The following is a 4593-nucleotide window of genomic DNA, read 5'->3' as shown; positions in this document are numbered from 1 at the left end:
GATCCGAAGTTAAGTTTGGGGATGGTTTTTTGGATTTTGGAGATGGAACCGACCCAATTCAGTTGCCACAAATAGACAATAGTGATCGTTCGGACCTGGGGCCGCAGGTGGCTACAGCTTCTTTCACCATTGAACACACCTATTCTTCCCCTGGCAAATATGTAATAGGCTATGTAGAGCCAAATCGTAACGAAGGTGTTTTGAATATCGACAATTCCGTAAACACCACATTCTATGTAGAGACTGAAATCAACATTGACCCATTCTTAGGTTGCAATAATTCACCCGTTTTGCTTATCCCACCTATTGACAGGGCTTGCCCCGGTGTGGCTTTCTTCCACAATCCCGGAGCGTATGACCCGGATGGGGATAGTATAGCATTTGAACTGGTTACCCCTAAAAAAGAGGTTGGAACTGTAGTAGATGGCTACGTAGATCCTAATGCCCAGGGATTTTATGAGAATTACAATCAGGGAAATGAAAACATGAATGGCACGCCTACATTTAGTATAGACCCAATTTCGGGTGAACTGAAATGGGATGCTCCTGGCGCTGTAGGTGAATATAATGTTGCTTTTATAGTTAAAGAATACAGAAAAATAAACGGAGACTGGTTTAAGCTGGGTTTTGTGACCCGGGATATGCAGATCATAGTGGAAGACTGTGATAACGAGAGACCGGAACTACAAATACCGGAAGACATCTGCGTTGAGGCCGGAGAAACCATAGATGAAGTTATATTCGGAACAGACCCGGATAATGATAACGTAAAAATAGAGGCTTTTTCCCAGGTGTTTGATCTTGGGGCCACTGTTGATCCCGACGATGGCTCATTCCAGCCATCAACACCACCGGCTGAATTGAGGTTTACGTGGGAGACTGAGTGTCTGGACATAAGAGACCAGCCGTATCAGGTAGTATTTAAAATTACTGACAATCCCGCTGACGGACCGAAACTCGTAAGCTTTGCCACCTGGAACATTACAGTCGTAGGACCTAAGCCTGATTTTACATCTGTTCAGCAGGATGGACAGGGTATTTTACTCAATTGGGATCCTTACATCTGCTCTAATGCCAATCAGATACAGATATGGAGGAGGGTAGATAGCAACCCTTACACGCCTGATGATTGTGAAACAGGGATCAGAGAGAATGCAGGCTACAAGCTGATCAATGAAGTTGATGCCAGCGCCACTTCGTATAAAGACCTTGATCTGGCTGCTGCTGCTAAATACTGCTACAGGCTGGTGGCTACTTTTGCTCAGCCCGCAGGTGGTGAGAGTATCGTATCTGATGAGCTTTGTTTTGAATTTGTTCCTGCAGAAGACCCGATAATTACCAATGTATCGGTGGAGAAAACCGGTGAGTCGAATGGTGAAATACTGGTTGCCTGGAGAGAACCTTATGAAATTGATGATAACATATATCCACGCCCATACATTTATAAGGTTTATAGGGCGGAAGGATTTACCGGAGATGCTAACATTGTGGAGGTACACAGCGTGCAGGTTGATGACGCCACTACCGACAGACTGGAGTTCAGGGATACCGGTTTAAATACCACGGATAAAGTTTACAATTACAGGATAGAACTCGAAGCTCCGAATGCAGTAGTAGGTGATGAAGACCCAATTTTCTCAGCGGTGGCTTCATCTGTAAGGCTGGAGCCTGTGCCTCAGTTTCAGAGGATAGAGCTTAGGTGGAGCGCTGAGGTACCATGGTCTAATGTTATTCCTTTCCCACCTGATAGTAAGCATTTAATTTACCGTGGAGAGGAAGGTGCTACCGATGCCGAGCTTCAGTTGATTGATGAAGTAGACGTAAACTTAAACGGCTTTGTTTATGTGGATTCAGGCCAGTTTAATAATACTGCGCTTAGGGATGACAAGGTATATTGCTATAAAATAATGACCAAAGGAACTTACGGTAACCCAGCCATTAGTTCTCCGCTGTTAAACTTCTCCCAAATGGTATGTGCACAGCCGAGTGATTCCATACCTCCCTGTGCTCCGCAGTTAAGTATTACGGGATTAAACTGTGAACAGTTTGTTAAAAACCTGGGGTGTGATCTTTCTGATGCCGTATATGAAAACATTTTAAGGTGGTCTACAGATTTCCTTGACGACTGCCAGGACGATGTTAATGTTTATGAACTTTATTATGCACGCACCAAGGGTTCTGAGTATCAATTGCTGGCCACGGTCAGAGATACTTTCTATATTCACAACGAGTTCAGTCCTATTCCTCTTAACAATTCCTTCAAAGGGTGTTATAAGGTGAAAGCGATTGACCGGTCTGGTAATGAGAGTGAATTTAGTGAAGAATTCTGCGTAGACAATTGTCCTTACATAGAGTTGCCTAATATTATTACCCCTGACAATCAGGATGGCTTTAATGATGTTTTCAGGCCTTTTGGACCAGAATCTTTTAATAACCCTAAAGCCGAGGAGATCCAACTCCGTTGTGTCAGGTTTGTTGAGTCGATAGATTTCAAAGTGTTTAACAGATGGGGGACACAGGTTTATTCCTATAAAGGTCGTGTAGGTACTGAGAAAACCATTTATATTAACTGGGATGGCAAGAGTGATGATGGTAAGGAGCTTTCATCCGGAGTATATTTCTATGAAGCCAATGTTACTTACGACACCGTTGACCCTGAGAATGCTTCTGAACGGCTAAAAGGATGGATACACATAGTACGCTGACCCCTGTAGGCCGCGATAAAGACCTCATCCTCTTTGATGGGGTTTGTAATCTCTGCAATGGATCTGTGAGTTTTGTGCTGGACAGGGACCATGCCCGAAGGTTCGTTTTTGGTTCGCTGCAATCAGAAAGATCCAAAGAGATACTACATAGCTATAACTATGATACAGAGGCTCTGAATAGTATTGTTGTCATCACTAAGTCAGGCAAGCTGATGACCAGAAGTGATGCAGCCCTTTATATAGCCAGACAGCTTCCGGGAGGATGGAAATTGCTTTACATATTCAAAATTATACCCCGCTTCATACGCGATGCTGTTTATGATCTGATCGCCGCCAACCGGTACAAATGGTTTGGCAGACAGGATGCCTGCAGGATGCCCAACCCTGAATTGAAACAAAGATTTTTAGATGCTTATTAAAAAATCTTTAATTTTGGCGTCCTGACTTAAAACGAAACTTATGACAGCATATGTATTCCCCGGTCAAGGGGCGCAGTTCCCCGGAATGGGTAAAGAGCTTTATGAAAGTAATGCAAAGGCCAAGGAGCTATTTGAGAGAGCCAACGAGATCCTTGGTTTCAGAATAACGGATATAATGTTTGAAGGCACGGCCGATGAGCTTAAGCAAACCAAGGTGACTCAGCCCGCTATATTTTTGCACTCAGTAGTACTGGCCGAAACCACTGAAGGCTTTAAGCCGGATATGGTTGCCGGACACTCCCTGGGTGAATTTTCTGCTTTGGTGGCCAACAAAACCCTGTCTTTTGAGGATGGGCTGAGGCTGGTATCTCAAAGGGCTATGGCCATGCAAAAAGCATGTGAAATGAATCCTTCAACCATGGCAGCAGTACTAGCGCTGGATGATGCTAAAGTCGAAGAGATTTGTGAAGGTATCGATGAGGTGGTGGTAGCTGCCAACTACAATTGCCCTGGACAATTGGTTATTTCAGGTACCAACAAAGGAATTGAAGTTGCCTGTGAGCGTATGAAGGAAGCCGGAGCAAAAAGGGCACTGCCTTTACCTGTAGGCGGAGCATTCCACTCTCCTCTGATGGAACCTGCCCGTGAAGAATTGGCCGAAGCGATCAGAAATACTACGTTCAGCCAGCCCATTTGCCCTGTTTACCAAAACGTAAATGCCAAACCGTCGACTAATGTAGATGAGATCAAGGAAAACCTGATTTCACAACTTACCGCGCCGGTTAGGTGGACACAATCAGTACAGCAAATGGTGGCGGACGGAGCTACCAGGTTCGTAGAGTGCGGACCCGGTAAGGTTTTACAAGGTCTCGTGAAGAAGATCGCTTCCGATGTGGAAGTGAGCGGCTTATAAAAACAAAAAAAGGCTGCTTCAAAAGTTATAGCCAACATTGAAGCAGCCTTTGTTCCTTTACCGGTTTTGTCAGCTTGCCAGTGAACCGGATACTTTCAAATATAAAATTGCCTCTACCGTAAAATCAGCCGGTTGCCCATCAACAGAAGCGGATACCGCAATACTGATTTTATTGTCAGCCAGAAATGCATCAGCAATAGCTTGTGTGGAGTTGGCGTCAAATGTAAGAGTGATTACCACATTGCTGTCATCAAATTGTTTCAGGTTAATTACCTGCAGGTTGGTAGAAGGTACGAGGGTGAATGAACCCAGACTGCTACCATCAGCTTTTTTTATATTAAGGGAAGCGTTGTCGAGGTTTATATCGGCAGAGCCTGCGTATGATTTGAACTCCAAGGTCAATGAGTCCATTTCGTATCCGTTGATCTTATCTCCAAAATTCAAAACCTGTGCGTCAGTAGTTGCATCAAAAGTTTTTTCAGAATTTATAGTTGTGGGGCCTGTTTCAGACACAGAAACCTGAAAGTCCTGCTTCAGTTCAGAGTCGATGGTTACG

Annotated in this window: 4 protein-coding genes; 3 read left to right on the top strand and 1 reads right to left on the bottom strand. The window is 44.4% G+C overall.

Annotated features, from left to right (window positions below; translation table 11 throughout):
- The 3 genes from E1163_RS02205 to fabD all read left to right on the top strand — a co-directional run.
- Nucleotides 1–2705, top strand: a 2705-nt coding sequence (locus E1163_RS02205) for a T9SS type B sorting domain-containing protein (protein ID WP_155169012.1), incomplete at its 5' end; no start/stop codon positions are given.
- Nucleotides 2684–3124 (top strand): thiol-disulfide oxidoreductase DCC family protein, encoded by a 441-nt coding sequence (locus tag E1163_RS02200; RefSeq protein ID WP_155169010.1) that lies wholly within the window; start codon nt 2684–2686, stop codon nt 3122–3124. The genes E1163_RS02205 and E1163_RS02200, both read left to right, overlap by 22 nt.
- Nucleotides 3125–3164: 40 nt before the next feature.
- Nucleotides 3165–4037 carry an ACP S-malonyltransferase gene (gene fabD / locus E1163_RS02195; protein ID WP_155169008.1) on the top strand — a complete coding sequence of 291 codons (873 nt, stop codon included), beginning with the start codon at nt 3165–3167 and terminating at the stop codon, nt 4035–4037.
- Nucleotides 4038–4106: 69 nt separating this feature from the next.
- Here the strand turns inward: fabD and E1163_RS30325 are convergent.
- Nucleotides 4107–4593, bottom strand: a 487-nt coding sequence (locus tag E1163_RS30325; RefSeq protein ID WP_185155928.1) for a hypothetical protein, incomplete at its 5' end; no start/stop codon positions are given.

The sequence above is a fragment of the Fulvivirga kasyanovii genome (assembly GCF_009711405.1).
In the GTDB taxonomy this organism is placed as follows: Bacteria; Bacteroidota; Bacteroidia; order Cytophagales; family Cyclobacteriaceae; genus Fulvivirga; species Fulvivirga kasyanovii.
This window is presented reverse-complemented; position numbering and strand designations above follow the sequence as displayed.

What these genes read in the sequence shown, in the direction of transcription:
- E1163_RS02200 (WP_155169010.1), top strand. Translation starts at nt 2,684, where the DNA reads ATGGATACACATAGTACGCTGACCCCTGTAGGCCGCGATAAAGACCTC.
- fabD (WP_155169008.1), top strand. Translation starts at nt 3,165, where the DNA reads ATGACAGCATATGTATTCCCCGGTCAAGGGGCGCAGTTCCCCGGAATG.